General features: G+C 54.3%; 24 protein-coding genes. 11 read left to right on the forward strand and 13 right to left on the reverse strand.

Annotated features, from left to right (window positions below; all coding sequences use genetic code 11):
- A complete protein-coding gene (locus ACQUTI_RS15245; protein WP_004205395.1) occupies nt 1–870 on the reverse strand; it encodes a LysR family transcriptional regulator in 870 nt (289 codons plus the stop codon).
- 102 nt (nt 871–972) lie between these two features.
- Between ACQUTI_RS15245 and ACQUTI_RS15250 the strand changes: the two genes are divergently transcribed.
- The 6 genes from ACQUTI_RS15250 to mrkJ all read left to right on the forward strand — a co-directional run bounded on the left by ACQUTI_RS15250 (nt 973) and on the right by mrkJ (nt 6,324).
- A complete protein-coding gene (locus tag ACQUTI_RS15250) occupies nt 973–1,434 on the forward strand; it encodes a multidrug/biocide efflux PACE transporter (RefSeq protein WP_017899256.1) in 462 nt (153 codons plus the stop codon).
- A 123-nt stretch (nt 1,435–1,557) separates the two neighbouring features.
- The gene (locus ACQUTI_RS15255) at nt 1,558–2,787 is read left to right on the forward strand and encodes an amino acid permease (RefSeq protein ID WP_428923311.1); all 1,230 of its coding nucleotides are present in this window, start codon (nt 1,558–1,560) and stop codon (nt 2,785–2,787) included.
- Between the two features lie 120 nt (nt 2,788–2,907).
- A complete protein-coding gene (locus tag ACQUTI_RS15260; protein ID WP_017899257.1) occupies nt 2,908–3,786 on the forward strand; it encodes an aldo/keto reductase family oxidoreductase in 879 nt (292 codons plus the stop codon).
- Nucleotides 3,787–4,169: 383 nt separating this feature from the next.
- Complete coding sequence (mrkH, locus tag ACQUTI_RS15265; protein ID WP_004205390.1) at nt 4,170–4,874, forward strand: transcriptional activator MrkH; 705 nt, start codon at nt 4,170–4,172, stop codon at nt 4,872–4,874.
- A gap of 5 nt (nt 4,875–4,879) precedes the next feature.
- Complete coding sequence (gene mrkI / locus ACQUTI_RS15270) at nt 4,880–5,464, forward strand: transcriptional regulator MrkI (RefSeq protein ID WP_025999151.1); 585 nt, start codon at nt 4,880–4,882, stop codon at nt 5,462–5,464.
- A 143-nt stretch (nt 5,465–5,607) separates the two neighbouring features.
- Nucleotides 5,608–6,324 (forward strand): cyclic-di-GMP phosphodiesterase MrkJ, encoded by a 717-nt coding sequence (gene mrkJ / locus ACQUTI_RS15275; protein WP_004205387.1) that lies wholly within the window; start codon nt 5,608–5,610, stop codon nt 6,322–6,324.
- A 33-nt stretch (nt 6,325–6,357) separates the two neighbouring features.
- Here mrkJ and mrkF read toward each other — a convergent pair whose 3' ends face one another.
- The 5 genes from mrkF to mrkA all read right to left on the reverse strand — a co-directional run bounded on the left by mrkF (nt 6,358) and on the right by mrkA (nt 11,896).
- Nucleotides 6,358–6,993 carry a type 3 fimbria minor subunit MrkF gene (gene mrkF / locus ACQUTI_RS15280; RefSeq protein ID WP_032456584.1) on the reverse strand — a complete coding sequence of 212 codons (636 nt, stop codon included), beginning with the start codon at nt 6,991–6,993 and terminating at the stop codon, nt 6,358–6,360.
- Nucleotides 6,994–7,006: 13 nt separating this feature from the next.
- Complete coding sequence (gene mrkD, locus ACQUTI_RS15285; protein WP_004205385.1) at nt 7,007–8,002, reverse strand: type 3 fimbria adhesin subunit MrkD; 996 nt, start codon at nt 8,000–8,002, stop codon at nt 7,007–7,009.
- Nucleotides 7,993–10,479: a type 3 fimbria usher protein MrkC gene (gene mrkC, locus ACQUTI_RS15290; RefSeq protein WP_428923312.1), complete on the reverse strand. Its 2,487-nt coding sequence runs from the start codon at nt 10,477–10,479 to the stop codon at nt 7,993–7,995. The genes mrkD and mrkC overlap by 10 nt, the downstream gene beginning before the upstream one ends.
- A gap of 11 nt (nt 10,480–10,490) precedes the next feature.
- On the reverse strand, nt 10,491–11,192 hold the full coding sequence (gene mrkB / locus ACQUTI_RS15295) for a type 3 fimbria chaperone MrkB (protein ID WP_000820818.1): 702 nt from the start codon (nt 11,190–11,192) through the stop codon (nt 10,491–10,493).
- 95 nt (nt 11,193–11,287) lie between these two features.
- A complete protein-coding gene (mrkA, locus tag ACQUTI_RS15300; protein WP_000756959.1) occupies nt 11,288–11,896 on the reverse strand; it encodes a type 3 fimbria major subunit MrkA in 609 nt (202 codons plus the stop codon).
- A 705-nt stretch (nt 11,897–12,601) separates the two neighbouring features.
- Here mrkA and ACQUTI_RS15305 point away from each other — a divergent pair.
- On the forward strand, nt 12,602–12,811 hold the full coding sequence (locus tag ACQUTI_RS15305) for a DUF1471 domain-containing protein (protein WP_002916131.1): 210 nt from the start codon (nt 12,602–12,604) through the stop codon (nt 12,809–12,811).
- A gap of 95 nt (nt 12,812–12,906) precedes the next feature.
- Here the strand turns inward: ACQUTI_RS15305 and ACQUTI_RS15310 are convergent, their stop codons facing one another.
- Nucleotides 12,907–13,803, reverse strand: a complete 897-nt coding sequence (locus tag ACQUTI_RS15310) for an EamA family transporter (protein ID WP_049004094.1) — start codon at nt 13,801–13,803, stop codon at nt 12,907–12,909.
- Nucleotides 13,804–13,884: 81 nt separating this feature from the next.
- Here ACQUTI_RS15310 and ACQUTI_RS15315 point away from each other — a divergent pair, with 81 nt between their 5' ends.
- Complete coding sequence (locus ACQUTI_RS15315; protein ID WP_004205381.1) at nt 13,885–14,391, forward strand: MarR family winged helix-turn-helix transcriptional regulator; 507 nt, start codon at nt 13,885–13,887, stop codon at nt 14,389–14,391.
- On the opposite strand, the gene ACQUTI_RS15320 is transcribed toward ACQUTI_RS15315, so the two are convergent.
- The 5 genes from ACQUTI_RS15320 to yehD form a co-directional block, all read right to left on the reverse strand.
- The gene (locus tag ACQUTI_RS15320) at nt 14,388–15,344 is read right to left on the reverse strand and encodes a nickel/cobalt transporter (RefSeq protein WP_186602143.1); all 957 of its coding nucleotides are present in this window, start codon (nt 15,342–15,344) and stop codon (nt 14,388–14,390) included. The genes ACQUTI_RS15315 and ACQUTI_RS15320 overlap by 4 nt on opposite strands.
- A 152-nt stretch (nt 15,345–15,496) precedes the next feature.
- Complete coding sequence (locus tag ACQUTI_RS15325) at nt 15,497–16,486, reverse strand: fimbrial protein (protein WP_122542332.1); 990 nt, start codon at nt 16,484–16,486, stop codon at nt 15,497–15,499.
- 12 nt (nt 16,487–16,498) lie between these two features.
- Nucleotides 16,499–18,979, reverse strand: coding sequence for a fimbrial biogenesis outer membrane usher protein (locus tag ACQUTI_RS15330; protein WP_117263495.1), 2,481 nt, complete (start codon nt 18,977–18,979; stop codon nt 16,499–16,501).
- A gap of 12 nt (nt 18,980–18,991) precedes the next feature.
- Nucleotides 18,992–19,675, reverse strand: a complete 684-nt coding sequence (locus tag ACQUTI_RS15335) for a fimbria/pilus periplasmic chaperone (protein ID WP_122542330.1) — start codon at nt 19,673–19,675, stop codon at nt 18,992–18,994.
- 61 nt (nt 19,676–19,736) lie between these two features.
- A complete protein-coding gene (gene yehD, locus ACQUTI_RS15340; RefSeq protein ID WP_004205371.1) occupies nt 19,737–20,279 on the reverse strand; it encodes a fimbrial protein YehD in 543 nt (180 codons plus the stop codon).
- 342 nt (nt 20,280–20,621) lie between these two features.
- Here yehD and ACQUTI_RS15345 point away from each other — a divergent pair, with 342 nt between their 5' ends.
- Nucleotides 20,622–20,867 (forward strand): hypothetical protein, encoded by a 246-nt coding sequence (locus tag ACQUTI_RS15345; RefSeq protein WP_004205369.1) that lies wholly within the window; start codon nt 20,622–20,624, stop codon nt 20,865–20,867.
- A gap of 348 nt (nt 20,868–21,215) precedes the next feature.
- Here the strand turns inward: ACQUTI_RS15345 and ACQUTI_RS15350 are convergent, their stop codons facing one another.
- Nucleotides 21,216–21,476, reverse strand: coding sequence for a hypothetical protein (locus tag ACQUTI_RS15350; protein WP_017899261.1), 261 nt, complete (start codon nt 21,474–21,476; stop codon nt 21,216–21,218).
- 168 nt (nt 21,477–21,644) lie between these two features.
- Here ACQUTI_RS15350 and fimB point away from each other — a divergent pair, with 168 nt between their 5' ends.
- Both fimB and fimE read left to right on the forward strand, forming a co-directional pair.
- Nucleotides 21,645–22,250: a type 1 fimbria switch DNA invertase FimB gene (gene fimB / locus ACQUTI_RS15355; protein WP_004205366.1), complete on the forward strand. Its 606-nt coding sequence runs from the start codon at nt 21,645–21,647 to the stop codon at nt 22,248–22,250.
- A 454-nt stretch (nt 22,251–22,704) separates the two neighbouring features.
- Nucleotides 22,705–23,313, forward strand: a complete 609-nt coding sequence (fimE, locus tag ACQUTI_RS15360) for a type 1 fimbria switch DNA invertase FimE (RefSeq protein ID WP_004205365.1) — start codon at nt 22,705–22,707, stop codon at nt 23,311–23,313.
- Nucleotides 23,314–23,582 lie beyond the last annotated feature (269 nt).

The following is a 23,582-nucleotide window of genomic DNA, read 5'->3' on the forward strand; positions in this document are numbered from 1 at the left end:
TTAACGCTCACGCCGCTGCAGATGCTGACGCAGCCAGCTGCCGGCCGCCCCGGGCGGCGCTTTCTTATTCCACAGCAGATCCACCGAAATCGCCCGCGGCCAGCCGGGGATATCGAGCGCCACCAGTCCGCCCTGCGGCGCAAACTCCGCCACCAGCGCACAGGGCAGAATGCACCAGCCGAAGCCCTGCACCGCCATGCTGAGCAGCAGCAGGTAGTTTGGCGCCGACCAGACCTGCCCGGCGGCAGGCTCCGTCGCGCTGGCCAGAAAGGTGCTCAAACGCAGCTCGCGCCAGCTGCGCAGCTCATCCCAGACAACCTTGCCCTGCCCCGCCAGCGGATGGTCAGGCGCCACGTAAATGCCCATCGCCGTCTGCAGCGGCAGGCGGGTGCTGCCGATATCGGTCGGGTAGCGCTCTCTCGCCTCAATCAGTCCCACCTGGGCGCGGGATTTTTGCAGGAGATCGATCACGTCCTCATCTTCGCCAATCAAGCATTCAAATTCGGTATGAGGGAAGCGGCGGTCAAACTGCACAAGCAGATCTTCCAGCACGTCCGGGTGCAGGGTGTCCGAGAGCACAAAGGTCAGCCGCGGCTCCGTCTCGCCGGACAGCGATACCGCCAGCTCATCCAGCCGCTCGCTGGCGGCGAGGATCGCTTTGACATAGCTCAGCACCTGCTCCCCCTGCGGCGTCAGCGTCGGCTGCCGCGTTGCCCGATCGAAGAGGGTCACCCCGAGGTCAGCCTCCAGGTTGGCGATAGCGGTACTGATCGTCGACTGGCTTTTGCGCAGGCGACGGGCGGCGGCGGAGAACGACCCGCTGTCAACGGCCTCGACAAAGGCGGTTAACGCTTCCGGTGAATAACGCATGATGTATCTACTTTATCGATGGTTTCTATCTTTTGTTTATCACATTTTTCCATAAACTGCCGGGTAATTTCCTGTTCAGGCTAAAACTGGAGGTAGCTCGCCATGCAACAGACCCCACATCAGCGCAAGACGCTCACCGAGCGCGTTATCCACGCCATCACCTTCGAAGGGCTGGCGACGCTGATCCTCGCCCCCACCGCCGCCTGGCTGATGCAGCGTTCGGTGGTGGAGATGGGCGGACTGAGCATTCTGCTCGCCACCCTGGCGATGGTATGGAACATCATTTATAACGCGGCTTTCGATCGCCTGTGGCCAGTCTCCCGCGTCCCTCGCCGGCTGAAAGTGCGGGCGCTGCACGCGATCGGCTTCGAGACCGGCTTTGTTATCATCGGCGTCACCATGGTAGCCATCGTGCTGGGGGTATCGCTGCTGCAGGCGTTTATGCTGGAGATCGGCTTCATGCTCTTCTTCCTGCCCTACACCATGGCGTTTAACTGGGTCTGGGACACCCTGCGCGAGCGCGTTATCCGTCACCGCCGCCCGCGCCAGGCGGCGCGCGGCTAGCCTCGCGGCGGATCCTTCGCGATCCGCTGCCACTTTATCACCAAAAACTATCGCAACAGACGAACCATAAATATGGTAAATTGCACTCCTTTTTTTTGGTTTGACGGTTGATAAAGTCGCATAATGTCTAAAATTTGGTCTAAAGAAGAAACTCTATGGAGTTTTGCCTTATATGGCACTGCAGTAGGCGCTGGGACGCTATTTCTACCGATCCAGCTGGGTTCGGCTGGCGCCATTGTCCTTTTCATCACCGCGCTGGTCGCCTGGCCGCTCACCTACTGGCCTCACAAAGCGCTGAGCCAGTTTATTCTCTCGGCCAATATCGCGCCGGGAACCGGGATCACCGGCGCAGTAAATCACTACTATGGTAAGAAAATTGGCAACCTGATCACCGGGCTCTATTTCCTCGCCTTCTTTGTGGTCGTGCTGATCTACGCCGTGGCCATCACCAACTCGCTGGCCGAGCAGGTGGCACATCGCACGCCGATGACGCCTGCGCTACGCGCGCTGCTGAGCCTGGGGGTCGTGCTGGTCCTTAACCTGATCTTTCTCATGGGCCGGCAAATCACCATCAAGGTGATGGGCTTTCTGGTCTTCCCGCTTATCGCCTGCTTCCTGTTTCTCTCCCTCTATTTAATCCGCGACTGGCATCCGGAACATCTCACCAGCCAGATGCAGTTCAGCTCGCAGACGCTCCACCAGGTCTGGATCTCCATACCCGTGATGGTTTTCGCTTTTAGCCATACGCCGATCATCTCGACTTTTGCTATCGACCAGCAGGAGAAGCACGCCGACCTGGCCATGGGTAAATGCAAAAAAATCATGAAGGTGGCCTATACCATCATCTGCGCCAGCGTGCTGTTTTTCGTCTTCAGCTGCCTGCTGGCCATCCCGGCGACCTATATTGAGACCGCCCGCGATCAGGGGGTGACCATCCTCTCCGCCCTGTCGATGGTGCCGGGCGCGCCGGGCTGGCTGGCGGTGACCGGCATTATTGTCGCCGTGGTCGCCATGTCGAAATCCTTTCTCGGCACCTACTTCGGGGTCATTGAAGGCGCCAGCGAAATCGTCAAAAGCTCGCTGGGCCTGATGGGCGTGCGCAAGAGCCGCGCCTTCAACCGCGCGATGTCGATCATGCTGGTCTCTGCCTTCACCTTTGCGGTGTGCTTTATCAACCCGAATGCGATCTCGATGATCTACGCCATCAGCGGACCGCTTATCGCCATGATCTTGTTTATCATGCCCACGCTGTCAACCTGGCTTATCCCGGCGCTGAAGGCGTATCGCTCGGTGGGTAACGCCATCACTCTGGTGGTCGGCCTGCTCTGCGTCTCCGTGATGTTCTTCGGCTAATCCGTCTCCGGCGACAGCGGCTTGCCTGAGCCGCTGTCGCACATTCTGACAATATTCTCACCCTTCTCTTCCTTGTTAGCGCATTACACTTACGGCTTAGCCACCGTGAGGAGAGTTCCTATGTCCAGTGTCACCTTATCCGGTCGCGGCACGCTCGGCGATCGCCAGGTCTATCGGTTGGGTTACGGCGCCATGCAGCTGGCCGGCCCCGGCGTTTTCGGCCCGCCGAAAGATCCAGAAGAAGCGGTGCGCGTGCTGCAGGCCGCCGTCGAAGCCGGGGTAAACCATATCGATACCTCGGATTTCTATGGCCCCCATGTGACCAATCAGCTGATCCGCAAAGCGCTCCACCCCTACCCCGACGATCTGTGCATTGTCACCAAGGTCAGCGCCCGTCGTGACGAGAAAGGCAACTGGCTGCCGGCCATGTCGCCCGCTGAACTGACCCAGGCCGTCGAGGACAATTTGCGTCACCTGGGGCTCGACGTGCTGGAGGTGGTGAACCTGCGCAGTATGCTGAGCCCCCACGGCCCGGTAGAAGGGTCGCTGGAGGCGCCGCTCGCCACCCTGCTGGAGCTGAAGGAGCGAGGATTGATCCGCCATATTGGCCTCAGCAACGTGACGGCAAAGCAGGTGGCGGATGCACAGAAAATGACGCCTATCGTCTGCGTGCAAAACCTCTATAACATTGCCCATCGCGCCGACGACGCGCTGGTGGATGCGCTGGCCGCCCAGCACATCGCCTGGGTTCCCTTCTTCCCGTTGGGCGGTTTTACTCCCCTGCAGGCGCAGGAGCTGAACGAGGTCGCGGCCTCGCTTGAGGCGACGCCGATGCAGGTCGCCCTCGCCTGGCTACTCCAGCGCGCGCCCAATATTCTGCTGATCCCAGGCACCTCATCCCGGACGCACCTGGCGGAAAATATTGCCGCCGCCGGGCTAATTTTGCCGGCGGATGCGCTGCGCACCCTGGATAATATCGCCACCCGCAAGCATCCCTGACCCGTCAGGCCGAAAGGAGGGAACGACTTCCCTCCTCAATATTTGCCTGGAAAAACCTCATCACTGCTGGCACTATAGATCCTACAAATGGGGCGTGATCGACGATCGTTCTCTCATTATCCCCGTTAATTAAACTTAAGTTTTTTATCCTTCGACCGGTCTCCAGCTTGGAGGCCGTTGTCGTTTTTGTCATGACCAAAATTTGAAACGCTTGATTACAGGAAACACAATATCGAATTCCAAGTTTATACATATCAATCTGGCTGCAAAGATAGTCAATAACATCAAACGCTCATAAAAACATCTGATTAACCCAATCAGAATGTTGCTATTGCTATAAGAAAAATCAAACGCCTCACGACAACTATTTACAAGGGATGCACATGACAGAGGGAACGATAAAGACCAGTAAGTATGAAATTATTGCTATTTTCAGAGAGGAGTTGCGCAAACGTACTGAAATTGAAATATTTTTTAACAACACCAGTATCATAACCCAACTGACGCGCGTGGACTTTGCCGAGTTCCATATTCAGACCCATCGCAAAATCCCGCCCGGGCATAAAATTCGCTTTCTCCTGCATAGCGATTCAGGGAAAATAGAGTTTAATGCGGCCCTGACAAAACATGACAATAGCGGTGTCGATAAAGGTATCCGCTACGCCTTTTCCTTGCCTGAATGCCTGCAGGTGGTGCAGCGTCGCCGCGATCCCCGCTTTCGTTTACGCCACGAGCATGATTTTTATTGCCGCGGTCGCCATAAAAATGGCGAAAACTATCTTTTCGACATCAAGGACATTTCAGACGGCGGTTGCGCACTGATGACCAAAACGCCGAATCTGAAATTCCTCAGTCATAACGCATTGCTGAAAAACGCCGTACTGATGCTGGCGGAATATGGCGAGATCACCATCGACCTGGTGGTAAAGAATGTCATTATTATCACCCTTGATGACCCTAATGAAGAGAGCGAAAGCTACTATCAGATATCCTGCCAGTTTAAGTTCCGCCATCTCGACGACCAGCGCAGAATAGAGAAAATTCTGCTGGACCTGATCTTAGAAGCCAAGCGAAAAAAGAGAATCTGATACCCTTGGAAAGTATATTGCTGTACACCAATGATAATCTCATTGGTCACTCAATCTATCACTACCTTATTGATAGTCATGAAAACGCCACCCGTTTTGGCTATGACGAAGTCATCCATGGGAAACAGCTGCCTGAGGCCCAAACGGTTATTTTCAATTTAATCAATAAGGATATTTCTGCCATCAGAATCGTTGATCTATTGAATGCGCTCCGCCTTTCCCTGCAACGCTGCCAGCAGCCGGTGCTGATGATAAAAAGCGACATTGCCGGACTGTGCAGAGAGTTAATAACCGTCGATAATGCCATGATTATTAGTGAAAAATCGCCGCTATCTATGTTTGCTTCTATTATCCAGCGGGCGAAGGGCGCCAGCGAACAACCGCCGCGACGATTGCGCAAACAACTGTCGCCGCGGGAGTGCCAGATCCTCGAGCTGCTGATTGCCAACAATAATAATAAGCGGATTGCCGCCCTGCTCGGCATTGCCCATAAAACGGTCCACAGCCATCGAATCCATATCATGCAAAAGCTGGGCATTGATAATTCCCGCACGATGAACCAGCGTATTGCCGCCCTCCATCAATGCTAAATTACGCAGAGGTAAATCAATAGCGGATAAAGCGTACTTATTCGTTGTTGATTTACATTTCCTGCCATTCCCATTAATCATCAGGTAGCCTATAATTAACCTATCCTCTGCTTATTGTCTGACTAACCTCGTGAAGAGGGATAATGAACACTAAAATATTCGAAGACAACATTTTATCTCGTAATGATATCGCTGTACGCTACGTCTTTCAGAAAATGTTTTCCCCACAAGGTACCTTAGTCGCGGTTGAATGCTTAAGCCGCTTCGATAATCTTCCCGTTTCGCCAGAATATTTTTTCCGCCATGCCACCGCGGCAGTTCGTGAACGTATTTTTCTCGAGCAACTGGGGTTGATTGAACAGCATAAAGCATGGTTTTTACGTAACCATATTTCCGCTACCATTAACGTTGATGACCATATCCTGACTCTGCTGCGCCAGAAGGAAATAAAAGAGAAAATCGCCGCCCTGACCTGCGTCCATTTTGAAGTGACCGAAAACGCCGAGAAACTTCTGAATAATTCCCTGGCCGCCTGGCAAAGCCCGCAGGATACCTCGCTGTGGCTCGATGACTTCGGCTCTGGCTACGCGGGGATTAACGCCATCAGCGGTTATCATTTTGACTATGTCAAAATTGATAAAGATTTTTTCTGGCATCTGATGCGCAAAGAGTCCGGCCGTCAGCTGATGGATGCGCTGGTCACCTTTTTATCCCGCAATCATCACAACGTGATTATTGAAGGCGTGGAAAGCGAAGCCCATAAAAAATGGCTGCAGGGTATGGAGTGGTTTGCTATTCAGGGGCATTACTGGCAGGAAGTCAGCATTGAGCAACTGGTTGCCGACGATATTGGCATATAAAAAAGCCGGGCTTGCCCGGCTTTTTCGTCCCGCTTAATTATAAACTAATTCCCACGTTGCCCAGCTGGTAATTGGCCCGCTGGTGGCGCTTTTCGGGGTCGGCGAAACGTAGCCCACATAATAGGTGAACAGGCCGCCGCTGACCGCGTTTTCCTGTAAATGCACCTGATTTTGCTGCGGATCCGCAGGGACAATTTTATTACTCTTATCCAGCGTATTATTATCATTGGTCGACAGCGCCAGATAAATATTCTGCGCGCCGTCTGGCAAGGTATTAGCCAGATAGCCCGCGTTCTCATTGCCGACCGCCGTCAGTAAAAAACCGTCGATCCAGCGAACGCTGACCCGCCGCACCTCGTCCTGCGAAGCGGCGCCGCCGTCATGACGTAGCTGGCAGTTTGACAGCGCCAGGGTAAAAGGCTGCGGCTTCATAAACGCGCCGGCCCCGCGATCGTGCACTTCCGCCAGGCTGACCGGCGCCAGCCAGACGTTGCCGCTGCCGGCATTCTGGCCGCCATTGAGCGCGACGCTGCAGGAGATATCCGTCACCCGCCCGGCAAAATCGACCCGTCCGCGGTCGTAATTAGTCTCGAAACCCCACGCCGAGGGGACGGCGAGGCTGCCGCAGAGCAGCAGCCACGCGATAGTATGTTTCGGCAATCCCTTCATTCCCCCTCCCGTATTAATCGTACGTCAGGTTAAAGATCATATGCGACTCCACCTCGCCGGTGCTGGTCGTCGGGCCATACTGATAAAAGCGCGCGTGCAGCGGTATGGTGATGTAGCGGGTCTCCTGATTATTCAAGCGGCCAACGGTATATTTCTTATTAAACTGCAGCGGGGATCCATCCTTCAGCACCTGGATGCCGACGCCTTTCGCCATCCCGCTGCCGGCCTTTTCATTCAGCAAGGCGCCCATGGTGGCGGTGGTGCTGGTAGCCAGGGTGCCGGAGAAAGAGGTGCTGATGTTGGCATATCCCGTTTCACTCAGGCCGCCGCTGCACTGCAGCTCAATATTAAAATCCTTCCCGCCCGCGGTGGTGCCAACCCCTTTCAGGTCAGTACGTCTAATGGCACCCACATCAACATTCATATTTTTCCCACTCAATACCGAACAGGAGGGCGAGACCACGGTGATCGCGTTGGCGCTCAGATAGGTTTCGAGGATCGGGTTGCCGCCGCTCTCCCAGTCGTAGGAGGTGTATTTTCCCGCCGCGAGGGTACCGCTGCCGGTGGTTGCCGCGGTTTTGATAATCTCCAGCGTAAAACGTGATCCTTCAAGGGAATAGTTGGTGGTGTTATACACTCGGGACGAATAGACGTCGGGATAGACGATATTCACCGTCGCGCCGCCGCGGCTGAAACGCATACCAATTCCCGGCACGTTGGTGGAATAAATTTTATTCCCCAGGTCCGTGGCCCCTGGCGACACGATCTTCGCCGCGAAGCGGTTGGTGCCGGAGGTACAGCGATAGCTCGCCCCGCCGGGGGCGCTCATCGTCCAGTCGCGGGTAAGGATCACCGAACCCACCGGCAGATCCGGGGGTACCACCACCCTGCCCACCACCATGTCCAGCATCACCGTTGGCGAAGAAAGGCGCGTACAGACGGCCCAGGACGAGGTGGTGCCCAGCGCCATCAAGACGATAAAAAGCGTCAGTAATTTCCTCAGCGACATACGCTATCCTTTGTTGTTTGCTGTCCCAGATCCACCGAACACTGCCCGCCGCTCCACTTCACAATCGCGCGTTTGGCGTTCGCATCGCTGATAAACATCATGCTGCCCTGACCGACGACGCCGATCTCCTTGCCGTCGGGGGAGAAAATACTCGCCGCAAACGGCAGCGGCTCATGGTTCGCCTGGCGCGCCTGCAGGGTGAGGTTGTTCTGCACCGTGGTGCCAAACGCCACCTTAACCACGCTGCCTTCCCACGGCACAACCTGCGCCACGGTGCGATCGAAGGCCACGTCGTCATGGCTGCCTTTCGGGTCGATCTCGACGGCGTTAATTCGGTACGGGCGCAGATACGGCAGGATGGCGTAACCATTGCTGTCCACGCGGGTGCCCGGCGATCCCGGGAGCATAGCGCCGGCCGCGTCTTTGGCTTCAATCAGCGCCATCGTCGAGCCGCTTTCCGGTGAGAGCACCACGCCGCCGCTGTGGGCGATCATCGTCCCGCTGGCGCCAATGCCGCTCTGACGATAGCCTTCGCCCTGGCTGTAGCTGCCGTTGAGGGTGGTCCATGGCGTACGGTAGCTGCCGTTGAGCGCCACATCATGCTGACCGCCGGTGGCGGTGGTGGTCGACACGCCGTAGTTAAGGTTGTTTTCACTGTCCAGCGAACCGTTGATACCAATCTGCGAGCTGGCAAAGCGCGAGTTGTTGAACGAGGTGTTCGACGTCAGGTTGGCGGTGTGGTTGTCGCCAAACCACAGCGGGTAGCTGAAGTTGAGTGAAATGCGATCGTCGCGGCGATGGCCGGAGCTGTCCGGGGTATAGACGCGCTGGGCGCTCGCCGACCAGGAGAGACGACCAAACGAATTGTTATAGCTGACCTGATACTGCTTCTCGGTCCCGGAGCGGTTCCAGTAATCGGAAATACGACCGCTGAGGTAAAACCCGCCCCAGCCGTCAGGCAGGTTCTGGTTTACCGTGAAGGTCATGCCGTTTTTTTGCCGCCACAGGGTGTAGTTGCTGCGGCTGTTTTTTTCCTGATCGACGGCGTACAGCGCGTCGTTGAGGTTGTAATAACCTTTCGTCGAGTAGCGATACGCCGCCAGCACGATGCTGGTCTGGGTATCAGTGAACATGCGGTTAAAGGTGGCGCGATAGCTCTGCCCCGAGTCATCATGGCTATCGCTTTTCAGCCGAGAATGGGTGACGTCAAAAGAGAGGGCGCCGATGCCGGTGTTCATCCCGGTGCCCACCAGGAAGGCCTGATAGTCGTCAAAGCCGGTGACCCCGGTGTAGCCGGTCAGCAGGTTATTGATCCCGTGCTGCCAGGTCGCCTGATAGAGCATCGGCTTATTGCGCAGCCCGCTGTCGTCCACTTTACCGGCGGAGAGCGCGTAGCGGGTCATGCCCGGACGCAGCAGCTGAGCAACGGAGGCGTAAGGCACGCTGAACACTTCCACCGAGCCATCCGCCTCTTTAACTGAAACCTCAAGATCGCTGCCATAGCCGGATGGATAGACATCCTGCAGCGTAAACGGCCCCGGCGGAACGGTGGTCTGATAGATAATGTTGCTGCCCTGACGCACGGTGACGAGGGCGTTGCTCTGCGCCACGCCGCGAATTTCCGGGGCATAGGAGCGCATGCCGTCCGGGAACATATTGTCATCGGTGGAAAGATTAACCCCACGCAGACCGATGGTGTCGAAAAATTCACCATTGGTAAAGATCTGCCCACCGCTGACAATGGAGTTGATCTGCGGGATCGGCCGCTGGAGATAGGTCTGGTTGCTGTTCCAGTGCGCTTTACCCTGCTGCTGCTGCCAGTTCAGGTTACCGATATGCTTCAGCAGCCAGCCGTCCCACGACAGGCCGGCATTGACGCCAAGGTAGGCGCTGCTGTTATCCGACCCGCCGACCGAAGAGGTGTGGCTGTTCCAGGCGTTGGCCATCCAGCCAAGATTAAGCGCGGTAATGCCTTTGTCCCAGAACTCCGGGCTGACATAGTTTTTCAGGCGTTGATCTTCATAGATCTGCGGCACCGAAATGTTCAACCGCAGGGAGGACTGGACCAGGTTGTCTTTGACGTTGTCTTCGTTGCGCCAGGATTTGAGGCTACCGCAGTAGCCTTCCTGTTCGCTCAGCTGCGGATTGAGCTTTTCCGCCGCGATGCCGTACTGCGTCAGCATCGCTTTGGTGTAGCAGACCCCAAGGTTACCGTCTTTGTCGCGCGCGATGCGCAGATCGTAGCGCCCTTTCCATTCGTCGTTGGTGTAGACGTCAAGGGAGTAAGTGCCTTCGGTAATCGCGCTGGTCGAGAAGCGTGACAGGTCGACCTTTTCGCGACTGCCGACAATAAAGCCGTCGTTAAATTGATATACCGTTCCCGGGTTTTCCTGTCCGCTGGAAAATGGCGGAAAGCAGCACAGCGCGATGGCGATCGCGGTGCTTAATCTTCCCGGGCAGAATGACCTCTGCTTCATTAGCTTTTCCCTTATTTAACGGCCACTTTCACTGCGACATCGGCGCCATAGTCATTAATGTTGTTAACGGTCAGGGTTTCGCCGCGGTTGACGGCTGAGGAAAGCGCCACCGTCTGGCTGGACTGCGGCGCCAGCATCACGGTTTTGCTGTTCAGGGCTTTACCGCCGTCGCGGGAAATACGGCTGACGGTAATGTAGAACGGCGTCGGGTTGTTGATGGCGAGACTACTGCCGCTGGCGGTCAGGGTCAGCTTCTCGGCCGCCGCATCGCGGTTGCCCAGTCCGGCAGGACGATAAATAAATTTAAAGCGCGAACGGATCGCCAGCTGCAGCACGTTCTGGCCTTCATTTTTCTGATTGGCCACCACCGGCGGTATTTCCAACAGATTCAGCCACCACAGCGTCTCTTTATCTTTCGCCAGACCGGCGCTGCTGCCGAGCTTAATACGCAGCGTCTGGCCGCTCTTGGCGTCAACGCGCGAAATCGGCGGGGTGATAATAAACGGGGTGGTAATGGTATCCGGTGTGGCATCGGCATCGCCGTTATCCAGCCAGGCCTGCGCCAGCGCCGGACGGTCGGCGTTATTTGAAAGCTGTACCGTTATTTCTTTTTCATTTCCTGGATAAATAAAGCGGGTACCGTTAACAATAATATTGTTGGCGTGGGCCGCAAAACTAAAAATGAAACAGAAAAAAAGGGCAATACGCTTCATGCTGACCTCAGAATAAAAATACAAGCGGCGGTCATCGCCGCTTTATTATTGTTATTAACTGCCCCATCGCGGGGCAGTTTTATTTTCTGACGGAATTACTGGTAAGTAATTTCGTAAGTCGCGTAGCTGTTAACCACACCAGTGGTCACAGTGGTCGGCGCGCTGGTGGCGTAGCCTACGTAGTAGGTGAAACGCGCGCCATCAGCGACAGCGGAAGCGTCGCCTTTCGCTTTCGGCTGAGTGCTGTCACCCGGGATGATTTTGTTGGTCAGCGCGGTAGCGTTGTCAGTAGACAGTACCAGCTGGATGTTCTGAGCACCGGAAGCTTCGGTGTTCGCCAGGTAGCCCTGTTGTTTGCTGGTAGCGCCAGCCAGCAGGTTACCGCCGGTCCAGTTTACGCCCAGTTTGCTTACGTCATCCTGTTTGGTGCCGTCAGCAGCCTGGCAGTTAGAGACGTCAATGGTGAAAGATTTCGGTTTCAGGTAAGTATCCGCTGCTGCCGCTTTAACTTCAGTCAGAGTTACCGGAGACAGGTAAACGTTCGCATCGCTGCCCTGGCCGTTAACAGAAACAGTACAGGATACATCGGTAACTTTACCGAAGAAATTAACCTGGCCGCCGCCAACATTGGTATCAGCTGCATGGGCAGCAGTCATGCCAAAAAACGCGGTTGCCATTGCTGCAGAGAGAAGAACCTTTTTCATTGCCATTTCCTTGTCAGAGTGAATTACGAATCAATGAGCACACTGTGAATTCGCATAGAACCAGAAACATCAGGCGATGCTGATTTATGCCACTGCTAATAGAATCTTCGACTGACCGGGAGCCGCAATATTTAAGGCGTCAGGTAACGAACTTAAAAATATAAGTTCGCTGGTGCTATCGGCGTCAAAGAATGCTATTTATTCGCCGACAAATATACATTTGTTCACGTTTCATTAAGTTATATAACAGATAATCGATAACTATTAATAAATGCTTATTGATAGATCAAAACGGGGTGATGGATGTTTACAGCGCGGAAAGCCTAACGCCAGGGCATGAGAGAAATGGCCGCTTCAGCATGCCGAAATGGCCGCCAGAGGGCTATTGCGAATCGTCCGAATCCGCCCCAACGGCGGCTAAAAACCGCCCAACTAATTCATACAACGAATGGTAACCGCGTAAATGAGGCGCATTCTACATTCTGATCGCAGGCAGTCCGCGTGATACCCCCATCAAAAAATAATCACTAATCCATTGTTTTTAAATTAAAAAATAGAGAAACATTCATATCTCCGTCATCAGACCGCCATAAAAATGTGATCTAAATCGCACTTTTTGCCACGCGCGTTATAGTTAGCAGACTTATTATAAGCCCATCGAAAGCAAACACGCTTTCCACCATAAAAGTTAAAAGGACAAACACCATGAAAAACGTAAAATTACTCGCCGCTGCCGGTATGCTCTCCCTGGTCTCTTTCGCTAGCTTCGCTCATCCGGTGAGCGTAACAGCAGACACCCTGGACAGCGCAGAAGCGAAAATCGCGACCATTGCGAAAGAACAAGGCGCTTCCTACCACATCACTGAAGCGTACACCGGCAACCAGGTCCATATGACCGCCGAGCTCTCTAAATAAGCGAATGGTTGCAGAGGGAGCTGCCGGACAGGCCGCCTGCGGGCGGCTGGTCTGGCTCCCGCCGCCCACCCCGCACACAGCAATGTCGAGCCCCGTTATGGGGCTTTTTTCGTTTTTGCCCCCGCCGCCTGACGCGCCAGCGCGCGCTGAATAGACAACACGCTCGCCAGCACCACGATCAGCCCGACCAGCGCCATCCCCTGGATCTTTTGGCCAAGGAAAATCCACCCCAACACCACGGCGGTCACCGGGCTCAGCAGGCTCATTGCCGATACCGCCACCGGCGAGAGGCGGCCAATCCCCCGGAACCACAGGCCATAGGCCAGCATCGCGCCCGCCACGCACAGCCACAGATAGCCGGCCACCTGCAGCGCTGTCACCTGTTGTAAAGGGGGATCAACGATCAGCGCCACGGGCGCCAGCACCACCCCGCCGATCGCCAGCTGCCAGCCGGTTAACGCGACGATCGGCAGGGAGAGCGCCCAGCGGCGGGAGAGCCAGGTGCCCAGCGCCATACTGATCGCCCCGAGAAACGCCGCGCCGATGCCCAGCGGGTCGAGGACGGTGCGCGGCGACAGCAGCAGCATGGCCATACCGAGTATGCCGGCGAGGGCTGAGAATACCGCCAGCCAGGGCGAGCGCTGCCGGTCTACGCACCAGGCGAGAATCATCACCAGCAGCGGCTGGATCGCGCCAATCACTGCCGCCAGACCGCCGGGTAAGCGATAGGCGGCGATAAACAGCAGCGCCTGAAATGCGCCGATATTTAAGATGCCGGTAACGATAAGCTTTAGCCATTCGCCGCGCTGTGGAAAGCGGCGGCTCCAGATCAGCAGGGCGATGCCTGCCGGCAAAACCCTCAGAAGGGCGGCGATAAACGGCCGGTCGGGGGGAAGAAACTGGGAGGTGACGATGTAGGTCGTCCCCCAGATAGCGGGCGCCAGCGCCGTGAGCAGCAGGTCGAGCATCAGACTACGCGAGAGAAAAGCCATGATTTTATCTTCACTTCAAGTTAAATTGGTGCCGCAAGTATGTACACGCAATTATCTTGATATCAAGACAAGTGAGCACTTATGGACAAATCACCGCCGATCGACGCCGTTGATCGGATCCTCGCCCAGTGGCAGCGCGAGCGGCCGGACCTCGACTGCAGCCCAATGGGGCCAATTGGCCGTCTGAAACGATGCGCCATGCTGCTGGAGCCGCAGGTGGAAGTGGCTTTTACACGCCATGAGCTGGTGCGCTGGGAGTTTGACATGCTGGCGACGCTGCGCCGCGCCGGGGCGCCGTTTATTCTTTCGCCTACCCAGCTCTTCTCCACGCTGATGATCACCTCCGGCACCATGACTCATCGCCTGAAGGCATTGGAGAAACGCGGATTTATTACCCGCCTGCCCAATCCGGAAGACGCCCGCAGTATGCTGGTCGCCCTGACGCCCGCCGGACGTGAACGCATCGATGAAGCGGTGGAGACCCATGTCGATAATGAACGGCAGCTGCTGGCGGGGCTCAGCGATGGCGAGCGCCAGCAGCTGGATCAGGCGCTGCGGGTATTGATGCGCCTGCTGGAGAGCCGTTAACAGCCGGCGGCGATAAAGTCGCCGTTAGCGCTGATCGGTACCACGGTGAAAAACAATGTCGCGGCAAAGAGGATCAGCGCCAGCCCGCCGAGGATCTTCACCAGCGGCACCAGCCAGGGCCGCGGACGGCTGGTCGCCGTCAGCCGGTTGACGGTACGGTGACGGGCATAGTGCACCGCCAGTGACAGACCAAGGATCGACAGCGCGGTGCCCAGCGCCATGGTCATCACCGCGGCAATGCCCCAGCTGACGATCCCCAGCGCGTTGGCGAACAGCAGGATCATAATCGCTCCGCTGCAGGGCCGGGCGCCGATGGCCAGCACCACGCCCAGGCGTGTCTTCCAGTCGGCGCCCTGCAGGTCGTGTCCCACGCCGTGGTGCCCGCAGCCGCACGAGGCATCATGCTGATGCGCCGGCCTCAGGGCGCGTATTCTCCTTTTACCCGGCAGCAGGCTCTGCAGCGCACGACAGATAACGTAAACCCCAAAGGCGGCGATGGTCAGGGCGCTGATCTTCTCGACGTACCAGCGGCTGGCGCTGAGATCGCCAGCGGCCAGATTCAGCCCCACCGCGAGAATAAAGACAAACAGGATGGCGCTGACGCCCTGCAGCAGGCTGCCGAGAAAAGGCACCACCCGCGCCGCGGTCAGGCTCTCCTGATTGGTGCTCAGGTAAGTGGTGACGATAAACTTGCCGTGGCCCGGTCCGATAGCGTGGAGCACGCCGTAGAGAAAAGCGCCCACCAGCAGCCAGACGCCGCCGCTGTACTGATGGTTGTTCAGCAGCAGAAGGTACATCACCAGATAGCGATGCAAGGTAATTTGCGTGGCGAGGCACCACTGGAGGAAGTCGTTCCAGTGGCTGTGCAAGGTGATGCCGGCGGCCAGCAGAAGAAGGCCGCCGCTCCCGGCGGCCAGCAGGCGCCAGTCGCGTTGCGCAAACGGAGTATTCATCAATATGCCATGGTGCAAAGACGTAAACCGCCGGACGCCCCTCTCACCTCCGGCGAGCGGTGTACCGGCCCTCCCGGCCAGGGTGAGCGGTACGCCTTCCCTGACCGTTTGGGATAACATTAGCCTGGAGCGCCGCCGACGGCAAAGCGGGATTAGTTGTTATTCACCACGATAATGACCCGGCTCTTGATTGTTCCGGTACGGATATTCTCACCATATTTCATGGGCTTGATGTTGAGAATGATGGGATTTTTCCCCTGGGTAGCGGCCTGAGGCGATTCGTACAGGTAGCCATTGTCATAATGGATATCCGCGCCGTTGGCATCCTGAATACGGAATCCAACCTCACCAGCCCCGGTCGCGGACGACTCTTCATCGTTAGCTAACACCAGGCCGTTTTTCAGAAGCGATGCGCTCCGGAAGGTGTACTCAATTTTGCCCGGCGTCAGCTGCAGCATACCGGAGTCCCCCTGCCGGCAATCGATATAGATCATCTCCGGGCGGTAATCTACGGTCCCCTGTTTAATATCGATGAAATTATAATCACCCATATTAATTTCCGTCGTCGGGTTATCAAAGCCACAGGTCATCACGTTGATCTGCAGAATAATATGGAAAATATAGGTGATGGGGATGTCAGTGCACGTTTTGTCCTTGTTCTGACAGTACCTCAGATTAAGCTTATAACTTACCGTAAACGGCTGTCCAGGAGTGATCACCGGCCTGCCCGCGACCTCGCCCTGACTGATGGCATAGTCAATCGAGGCGGTATCGGTGAAAATATCCGACAATTTATAGTGGGCATTGGTGGTAAAATCTTTGCCAGACAAATTATGCGGCGACAGGTCGAATTTAATTTTATATTTTTCATTACCCACCAGAAAATTATACTCGGTGCTGTGCTGCGCTTCGCCCGTCAGGGTAATAACGACATTCTCTAATGACTGACAAACAAACAGCCAGTCATCATTGGGAAAGGTGCCCTCGCGTAACGCCAGTGTGCCGGAGAGGGTCACGGGTTTGAAAATATAGATACCGTAACCTTCGATCCCTTTCTGGATATAACTGGTGTTCAGGTCGCAATTCCCTGCCCAGGCGCCAAAAGTGCTGAAGGTGAACAGCAGAAACAGTAGCCATTTCATCGTCATAGTCCTTTACCGGCAGACGTAGGTCTGCGCTTCATCAATGTTTTGCTTAAAGGTGATCGTGCAGTACTGATTTTTTGCTTTATCGACAGCCACTTTCAGCGTCGACGGAATCGTATCCGTGCGGATATATAATAAGCTGCCCTGCCCCACGACCCCGACGTTGTGCCCGAGGTTATCCTCGATTTCATAACCAAACGGCAGCGGCTCGCCCGCGGCTTGTCGGGCATGAATCAACCACGGCTTACGCTGGTCGGTATCAAAGTGGCTGACCACCACAGCCCCCCGATACGGGGCCACCATTTTCCGATTGCCTTTCAGCTCCGTGGTGCTGTGGGAATCCGACACATCCAGCATCAGCGCGTTTTCACGGAACGGCGTGAGGTTGTCATAGAGCACAATCCCTTTCCCGTTAGTGGTGCGATATTTCTGCCCATTCACCCGAGCCCCCTCCAGGCCCGGCGCCTGCAAAATCGCGAAGGTATCTGATAATCGATTCGCCAGATTGATGCCCCCGGACCAGAGCACCACGCCACCGGAGAGACTCCCGCTGGCCTGCGTGTAGTTTGACGACTGGCTATAGCTGCCGCTCAGGGTCGCCAGCGGCGCATTCCAGGTGAGATTCGCCCCCGCGGCGGTTTCATTATTTTGCTGCTGATGGCTGAGGTTAACCCCGTAGCTGAACTGATCGCGGGAGCCGGCAATGCCGTTGAGTCCGGTGTTATTGGAGGCAAAGCCACTATTATCAAAGGTGGTGGAGTTCGACAGATTCAACCGACGGCGCGGCGTGGTCAGATCGTCCCCCCAGCTGAACGGAATAGAGAAATACAGGTTAAACCGCTTATCCTGGTGGTGATAATCGTCATAGGTCTGGCTGGCCGATAGCGTATAGGTCAGCCGCTGCCAGGTGTTTGAGTACCCCAGCTGATAATCTTTATTACTGCCGCTTTTTTCCCAGTAGTCGCGCCACAGGGCGCTCAGGGAGATCGCGCCATAGCCCGCCGGCAGCGCCTGGCTTAAATTGACCGACAGCGAGTTTTTTCTACCGAAATCATATTGATAATAATCGGCAATATCATAGATATCGTTTTCGTCACGGTGATAATGAGTTCTGTTCTTCGCCCACACGTGATCGTTAAAGGTGCGGAAATCCCGGCTCGAATAGCGGTAGGCCGCCAGGCCAAAACGGGTCTGGGTTGGGGTCAGGAATTTACTGTAGGCCACCTGATAGCTTTGACCATCGTAGGTGCCATCATCCTGTTCGCTATGCGACTGAGTGGCGTCGACAGAGATCGCGCCGAGCCAGGTATTCCAGCCCGTCCCGAGGGTAAAAGCCGAATAGTGATTGGACAGCATCGAACCGCCGTACAGCGTGAGCAGATTATTCACACCATACTGATAGGTCCCCTGAATAAAATCAGCCTGCCGATCGGCCCCCTCAATATGGCTGCGTCCGGCAGCAAGATCGTATTTCGAGACGCCAGCCTGCAGCATATTGGGTACAGAAGAAAAGGGCACCAGATAGCGGGTGACCGTCCCGTCCGCTTCCTTGATGCTCACGTCAAGGTCGGCCCCGCCGCCGGCCATCTGTAAATCAGCAATCGCAAAGGGACCGGGCGGCACCTCTTTCTGATAAATGACGAAACCATTTTGCTCAATGGTCACCAGGGCATTGCTTTGCGCAATCCCCTGGACTATCGGCGTAAAGTTGCGCCTGGAGTTGGGCAACATCTGCATGTCGCGATATAAGCGCACCCCGCGAAAACGCACGGTGTCGAAAATATCCCCTGACGTGTACATATCCCCGGCGCGAAACGTACTTTCTATCTCGCCGAAGCCTCGTTCCAGATAGAGCGTGTTACTCTTCCATTCACCCGAACCAGAATCATTATTGTTATAGCTGGCGTCAGAGTGCAGTTGCCATCCCAATAGATTTAAGCCGCTGGTAAAGCGGGCAAAGCTGCTTTTGTTATTCCCGGCGCTTTTATAATCGCTGTAATACTGACTGGCATAATAGGACGTGTAGAAGGCGTTTACCCCGCGGTCCCAGCTTTCCGGGGAAGCATAGCCCTCCTCCAGTTCATCAACAAACGCCTGCGGAACGCTGAGCTCGAGGGTCAGGGTGGAGATATCAAAATGGTATTTTCCACCCTGCACCGCCTGGCGCAACGTGATGCATTGCGCCTGAGCCTTTTTGTTCAGCCCCTCGGTCTTAATACCGAGCTGCTGCAGCTGGGATAATGACAGGCAGCTTTCCCCTGGCTGCTCCTTCACCGTCAGGTCATACTTCCCACGCCACTTATTATTGACATATACATCCAGGTTATATTCGCCCGCAACCAGTGCGTCATCTGTAAACTGATAGTGACTGTCTTTGACCCCTTTCATTCCTCCGAACATAAAGTTGGTATCAAAGGTCTCTTCTGCTGCCAGGGCTTCAGCAAATAATGATGCAATAATCGCCAGGGCCAGTGATGTCATCCTTAACATAACCACCTCTTTTTATTTTACGCTGATGCTATCACTAATATAATTTCCGTAATCATCAATAAGAGTTATTTTGTACTGTCTGGCGACACTGCCGCCGAGGGTGATAATTTGCTGAGAAAATGGTGCCAGCATAATGGCTTTACTGTTTCCCTTAACGTTATTTGTTTTAATTTCGGGAATAGTGATCCAGTTAGCGCTGTTATTTTGTAGGAACAAGTTTTTGCCTTTTTGCTGCAGGACTAAATGATGAAAACTGGCCTGCGTAACGCCAGTGACACCTTCCGGGCGATAAAACAGCTTGATCCGGTTTTGTATTGCAAACTTCACCACATTTTTACCATCATTCACGCTGGCATTGGGTGGGATATCGAGGACATTGAGATAAAATAAACTCTCCTGGTTTCGCGGTAACGTATTGGCTAATGCTTTAATTTTAAGCTGCTGGCCGGTATTGGCTCTGACGCGCACCACCGGCGGGGAGATAAGAAAAGGAACACGAATGTTCTCCGGAGTAATGGATGTATTACCGTCGTCGATCCACGCCTGAACCAGGGCGCCGCGATCGCCGCGATTCATTAACTGTACCATCACCTCATTTTTACCGGCCGGATAAATAACACGCGTTCCATAGATCACAATACCCGCCTGCGCAGGGATGATGAAAAATGTCAGTAGCAGCAGAATGAATCCTTTCATCTCTTTCACTCCATGTAAACAGAGACCCGGCGAACGCTCTGCGTTACGCCGGGTTACCACATCACTCGGTTACCACGGTCAGCGTAACGGTCGACTCTACATCGCCCTGGGTGACGGAAGACCCCTGAGCCACCAGCGCATACTGTGCTGAAAAATCAATGGTATAAACACCATTTTCATCGGGTTCGCCATTGAGCGAGATCAGCGAGTCGGCGTTCAGTTCGGCGTTATTTGCCGTCACCACAAAGCCGACGCCGGATGCGCCGCCCGTTACGGTATTTTTCGTAATGTTCGGGTAAGTCGTATCAAACTGGTTACGCGCCAGGCTTATTTTTGGCGGCTTACCGGTACATTTTAATTTTAATGGCACCGTGGTGCTGTTTTTAATACCGGTATAGGTGGCGCCGGCACTCAGGCCGGCAAGACTTTCCTGTCCCACCTGGTTCATCGTAATGGTCGTAGAGTTATTCCCGTCAAGAAATTGACATGTCGTACCCACAACGCGCCCGGTGATAATAACCTCGCCCTGGTCAGTTTCCGCAAAAGCGCCGGCGCTCATAAATACCGTAGACAGTACTGCTGCAGCAATAGTTAAACGCTTCATAAAATAGTTCCTTTTATTTATCCACTTAGCTTGTGAGATGAGAAAAAACTCATGAGGTGAATATTGCACGCAATTAAAACACCGACAATATGTGCATTTAATTAACTTGATAAATATCAAGACAATTAATCCCTTCAGTTTATACCTGATACGAAAATCATGATACTAATATCGTATTATGGATTGCTAATTTAAGAATGAATTCGTCAACAAACTTGTTTAATAAAAAACAAACTTGCTGCCAGCGGCGATGCATTTCGTGCTATTCTCTGCTGAAATATATGATAATTCTATCGATTAATGCTAATAATTTATTGTATTTATCAAACCTAAGGCCCCCCCATGAAAAGATGCTTACTCGCCCTGGTGTGCGTCGCGCTGCTGACGCCCTCGCTTTCGGCGCAGGCGACCTGGCGCAGCGACCAGCGCCAGGACGCTCGCGATATCCGCCAGGATAGCCGCGAGCAGGGCCGTGAAACCAAGCAAGAGTGCGTCAGAAATAATAATCAAAGCAACGCCAGCTGCCGTCACGATAAGCGGGAAAACCGCCGCGAAGGTCGTCAGGAAGCCCGCGACGAAAAATGGTAAGTCAGCCTGCTCCGGTGGATATCAGATCGCGGACTTCTGCCACCGGAGCCTTTAACACCGCCTGCGACACCGGACCGTCGCGTCTGTCCCCTACCTGCTCTTTATTCTTAGCTCGCAGCAGAATATTACCCACACCAGTCTGCAGCCTATGCCTCTCTTATACCCACCGCCTGATATCACCGCTTCCGCCGATTACCGCCCGCGCTCCCACAGCACCATTAAGATTAAGCTCAACCCGTTAAATAAGACGTAAAGTGCCCTCACAGAGACAATGGCTATTATCCCCAGGCTTTTTGCAGTATGGTTTAATCTCTGTTGTAGTTTTGCAGTGAATGCTATCCAGACGGTTCAAGGTTGTATTCTGTCTGAGAAATTACTCATGCCATTCCCGTCGCTGAGATACGGGAGGCCGGCTGGCTGACGCCGTGCCGCCCCAACTGCCGGGAAATAAATCATGACGGCATTGATGGCCGCCTTGCCGTGGCCGGAAGCCAGTGCCTCCATCATCAAGCGGGCATCATCAAGAGGATCAGGGATGTACAGGACGTGGAAACCTCCAGGAAAGATTCGCCAGTTCAACCAGCTAACCCTTTCTTTACCCTTCAGCATACGGCGTCTTATCGCTGGGGATGGCGATAGCCCATGATACCGCATGCTCCCGTAGCAAATAAAAACGTTATCAGCACGCTGTTTAAAAATAAAAAGGCAGTCGCATTTAACAATGACCTGACGCAGGCCTGGAAAGCGTAATATTTGCCTGCCATAAAAGGGAACACTATGACGAATAACGCCGAGATTAAAAAAAGGAACTTCCTGACTCAGAATGAAATCGAGTCACTACTTAAAGCCGCCGATAGCGGTCCCTATGCCGCACGTAATTATTGCCTGACGCTGCTGTGCTTCATCCATGGTCTGCGCGCCAGCGAGATCTGTCGCCTGAGAATATCCGATATCGACCTTGCTTCCCGCTGCGTTTATATCCATCGGCTAAAAAAGGGGTTTTCGACCACCCACCCTTTGCTGAATAAAGAGATCCACGCCCTAAAGCGCTGGCTGGCCATTCGCAACACCTGGCCGCAGGCCGCCAGCGAGTGGCTGTTTCTCTCCCGCAAAGGCAATCCCCTTTCCCGCCAGCAGTTTTATCAAATTATCGCCTCCTCTGGCGACCAGGCGGGATTGCCGCTGGAGATCCACCCGCACATGCTGCGCCACTCCTGTGGCTTTGCGCTGGCCAATATGGGTATCGATACCCGTCTGATCCAGGACTATCTCGGACACCGCAATATTCGCCATACCGTCTGGTATACCGCCAGCAACGCGGGACGCTTCTATGGTATCTGGGACAATACGCGCGACAAACAGCGCCTGTCGCTGCTTCAGTAAGCCTGACGCCACGGATGGCGTTGTACCGCGTTGCGGGGAAATTAAATAGCAATAAATTAACCCTCAGTTAATTATGATTACTGTTCCCGCAAGTTCTTATTTAATCCTGCGATCTCATCGTTAAATTGACCCTGTATTAATTCCGGTTTTGCCGTGATTCTTTATTGTTGGCTAAAAATCCACCCCGCTAATTTTTAAAATCTACCGAGTGAAAAATCCCTTTTATTTTATGCACATGCTATAAAACCCGAGCAGATCTATTGTGACCTTGCTTAAAATCTCTAAAATTAAGAATTATCGCCAGGCGATATTTTGACTGGCTGTAAATATAATATGCTATCTATACGTGGTTAATCGCCTTCACCTTGTACCGTTCTTACATTACGGATCTTTTCCGTCATGGCGTATGGTTTCGCCATGACGACCCCTCACCTCTTTTTCAGGAGTAATTATTGTGAACCGACGTCGTTTTCTTACCGCCAAAGAAGTTCAGGCTATGATGCAGGCCGCGCGTCAGGGCGCCACCGGCGAGCGGGACTACTGCCTCATCCTTCTCGCCTTTCGCCACGGGATGCGCATCAGCGAACTGCTGGATCTGCACTATCACGATCTGGATCTACGGGAAGGCCGGGTCAATGTGCGGCGGTTGAAGAACGGTTTTTCAACTATTCACCCGCTGCGCTTTGATGAACGTGAGGCCATTGAGCGCTGGAGTCAGGTCCGCGCCGGCTGGAAAGCGGCGGCCAAAACCGACGCGCTTTTTATCTCCCGTCGCGGGACCCCGCTCTCACGCCAGCAGGCGTATCGTATTATTCGCTCCGCCGGGGAAAAGGCGGGTACCGTGACGCAGACCCACCCCCATATGCTGCGTCACGCCTGCGGCTACGAACTGGCGGAAAGAGGTACAGATACCCGTTTGATCCAGGATTACCTCGGTCATCGTAATATTCGACACACGGTACGCTACACCGCCAGCAATGCGGCGCGTTTCGCTGGAATATGGGAAAGAAATAATCTTATTGGAGAAAGCATTGCAGAATCGGGAGTTGATACAACTGATTGAATTTAATTAAAAAAATAAACCGTGAACAGGTCAATTGGGGCCAAACTGTTTATATCATAAAAATGTTTTGACATATTTTGCAACTCACCACGCCATATTTCTGCAGAAAAATTATTAACTACATGTTTTTAATATATTTTTAAAGCGTCAATTACGCACTTTTCCCCACCCTGCCCTCCCGTTGCATTGGCGCGCCTTCGCCAGCGGTATCTCTCTTCCTTTCGCACTCTCGCTAACATCACCAGATTAAATAACCAATAAAACCACAT

The sequence above is a fragment of the Klebsiella sp. 7-CIP_Kleb. genome, from assembly GCF_050378655.1.
Taxonomy (GTDB): Bacteria; Pseudomonadota; Gammaproteobacteria; order Enterobacterales; family Enterobacteriaceae; genus Klebsiella; species Klebsiella quasipneumoniae.

What these genes read in the sequence shown, in the direction of transcription:
- ACQUTI_RS15245 (WP_004205395.1), bottom strand. Translation starts at nt 870, where the DNA reads ATGCGTTATTCACCGGAAGCGTTAACCGCCTTTGTCGAGGCCGTTGAC.
- ACQUTI_RS15250 (WP_017899256.1), top strand. Translation starts at nt 973, where the DNA reads ATGCAACAGACCCCACATCAGCGCAAGACGCTCACCGAGCGCGTTATC.
- ACQUTI_RS15255 (WP_428923311.1), top strand. Translation starts at nt 1,558, where the DNA reads ATGTCTAAAATTTGGTCTAAAGAAGAAACTCTATGGAGTTTTGCCTTA.
- ACQUTI_RS15260 (WP_017899257.1), top strand. Translation starts at nt 2,908, where the DNA reads ATGTCCAGTGTCACCTTATCCGGTCGCGGCACGCTCGGCGATCGCCAG.
- mrkH (WP_004205390.1), top strand. Translation starts at nt 4,170, where the DNA reads ATGACAGAGGGAACGATAAAGACCAGTAAGTATGAAATTATTGCTATT.
- mrkJ (WP_004205387.1), top strand. Translation starts at nt 5,608, where the DNA reads ATGAACACTAAAATATTCGAAGACAACATTTTATCTCGTAATGATATC.
- mrkF (WP_032456584.1), bottom strand. Translation starts at nt 6,993, where the DNA reads ATGAAGGGATTGCCGAAACATACTATCGCGTGGCTGCTGCTCTGCGGC.
- mrkD (WP_004205385.1), bottom strand. Translation starts at nt 8,002, where the DNA reads ATGTCGCTGAGGAAATTACTGACGCTTTTTATCGTCTTGATGGCGCTG.
- mrkC (WP_428923312.1), bottom strand. Translation starts at nt 10,479, where the DNA reads ATGAAGCAGAGGTCATTCTGCCCGGGAAGATTAAGCACCGCGATCGCC.
- mrkB (WP_000820818.1), bottom strand. Translation starts at nt 11,192, where the DNA reads ATGAAGCGTATTGCCCTTTTTTTCTGTTTCATTTTTAGTTTTGCGGCC.
- mrkA (WP_000756959.1), bottom strand. Translation starts at nt 11,896, where the DNA reads ATGAAAAAGGTTCTTCTCTCTGCAGCAATGGCAACCGCGTTTTTTGGC.
- ACQUTI_RS15305 (WP_002916131.1), top strand. Translation starts at nt 12,602, where the DNA reads ATGAAAAACGTAAAATTACTCGCCGCTGCCGGTATGCTCTCCCTGGTC.
- ACQUTI_RS15310 (WP_049004094.1), bottom strand. Translation starts at nt 13,803, where the DNA reads ATGGCTTTTCTCTCGCGTAGTCTGATGCTCGACCTGCTGCTCACGGCG.
- ACQUTI_RS15315 (WP_004205381.1), top strand. Translation starts at nt 13,885, where the DNA reads ATGGACAAATCACCGCCGATCGACGCCGTTGATCGGATCCTCGCCCAG.
- ACQUTI_RS15320 (WP_186602143.1), bottom strand. Translation starts at nt 15,344, where the DNA reads ATGAATACTCCGTTTGCGCAACGCGACTGGCGCCTGCTGGCCGCCGGG.
- ACQUTI_RS15325 (WP_122542332.1), bottom strand. Translation starts at nt 16,486, where the DNA reads ATGAAATGGCTACTGTTTCTGCTGTTCACCTTCAGCACTTTTGGCGCC.
- ACQUTI_RS15330 (WP_117263495.1), bottom strand. Translation starts at nt 18,979, where the DNA reads ATGTTAAGGATGACATCACTGGCCCTGGCGATTATTGCATCATTATTT.
- ACQUTI_RS15335 (WP_122542330.1), bottom strand. Translation starts at nt 19,675, where the DNA reads ATGAAAGGATTCATTCTGCTGCTACTGACATTTTTCATCATCCCTGCG.
- yehD (WP_004205371.1), bottom strand. Translation starts at nt 20,279, where the DNA reads ATGAAGCGTTTAACTATTGCTGCAGCAGTACTGTCTACGGTATTTATG.
- ACQUTI_RS15345 (WP_004205369.1), top strand. Translation starts at nt 20,622, where the DNA reads ATGAAAAGATGCTTACTCGCCCTGGTGTGCGTCGCGCTGCTGACGCCC.
- ACQUTI_RS15350 (WP_017899261.1), bottom strand. Translation starts at nt 21,476, where the DNA reads ATGCTGAAGGGTAAAGAAAGGGTTAGCTGGTTGAACTGGCGAATCTTT.
- fimB (WP_004205366.1), top strand. Translation starts at nt 21,645, where the DNA reads ATGACGAATAACGCCGAGATTAAAAAAAGGAACTTCCTGACTCAGAAT.